Source organism: Salmonella sp. 32120201201600049SM, from assembly GCF_017572835.1.
Taxonomy (GTDB): Bacteria; Pseudomonadota; Gammaproteobacteria; order Enterobacterales; family Enterobacteriaceae; genus Salmonella; species Salmonella enterica.
This window is the reverse complement of sequence record NZ_JAGESA010000029.1, coordinates 1-1,312: the sequence shown is the minus strand read 5'-3', so window position 1 is coordinate 1,312 and position 1,312 is coordinate 1. Positions and strand designations below refer to the sequence as shown.

At 50.5% G+C, this 1,312-nt stretch carries 1 protein-coding gene; it reads right to left on the bottom strand.

What is annotated here, in order from left to right; all coding sequences use genetic code 11:
* Positions 1 to 3 precede the first annotated feature (3 nt).
* Positions 4 to 1,259 (bottom strand): IS3-like element ISSen1 family transposase gene (locus J4650_RS22625; protein WP_086016038.1). Its coding sequence is split into 2 segments (ribosomal slippage): positions 4 to 908 and positions 908 to 1,259, totalling 1,257 coding nucleotides; the frame shifts between segments, so codons are not numbered across the junction.
* Positions 1,260 to 1,312: the final 53 nt, after the last annotated feature.

The following is a 1,312-nucleotide window of genomic DNA, read 5'->3' as shown; positions in this document are numbered from 1 at the left end:
TGACTAGTCCTGATATAGGTTGACAGTTTTTTGTCTGTAAAACGCCTGATGAACATCATCGGGCGTTTTGTATTTCAGGGCCAGGTGTGGCCGTTCATGGTTATAAATTGCCACGGACTCTTTTACTATTTCCCGCGCTTGCTCCAGGTCTGCAGGACGCGAGAGTAAAAACTCATTTTTCAGTATCCCGTTTATTCTCTCAGCCAGCGCATTCTGGTAGCAGTCGTAACCATCGGTCATTGAACAGGTTATTCCGTTTCGCTCATGAACTGACTGATAAAGTACCGAACAGTATTGCAGTCCTCTGTCAGAGTGATGTACCAGCGGACCTGTCGTTTTTCTCCGCCTCAGAGCCTGCCTGAACGCCTTTACCACATTTTCTGTCTGCAGGTTTTCCCCGACATGGTAACCCACGATTTTTCTGGAGCAGGCATCGGTGACCAGACTCAGATAGGCCGTGCCGCTGCGTAGTGGAAGGTAAGTAATATCGGCGACCCAGACCTGCTCTGGCTCAAGGGCGGTAACCTGTTCAGGGCCGGGTTTCAGCAGATTAGGATGCCGGTAAAAGCGATGATGGCTGTTGGTGGTTTTGTGATATGCCCGTTTCACGGGTACCAGGAGCCGGTATTCACCCAGCAGATTAAACAGACGGTCCCGTCCGATATTCAGCGTTTTATCTGCCTGCATGTTCAGCAGATAGTGCAGTTTACGCGTACCGATTCGCGGCTGGCGGCATCGGGTACGGGCAACAAAATCAAGAACCTGAGCATGATGCTCCTGCCGTTTATTACATCTTGTATTGTACTGGTACCACGCCTGTCTGCTGTGCCCCAGGAACTGACATGCACGCGTAACTGTTATTTTGGGGGCCTGACTTTGCGTGAGGACTTGCCGGGCCGCTTTTTTACAACACTTACCCCGTAATCATTTTTCAGGACGTTGATAACGGACTCAAAAAACTCAGCTTTCTGGTTTGCCAGCTCAAGCTGTTCTTCAAGTTCCCTGATTCTTTGCTCGGGTGTCAGCGGGATAGTTGTCTGAGCCACAGGCAGTTTCCTCTTCACCAGGTCAGGAAGTCCGGGTCTCCAGTCAAGCCGGCCATATTTACGCAGCCAGACAAGTACGGTGGAGCGCCCCTGAATGCCATATCGCTGCTGGGCCTGTTTATAGGTCATCTCGCCTTTTTCGACCTGCTCAACGACGGCTATTTTAAAGGATAGAGGATAATCGCGTTGGGTGCGTTTGAACTCAGTCATCATCACGTTCTCCGGATTTAAGTCTGGAACGTGTCAACGCTATTCAGGACGGGTCA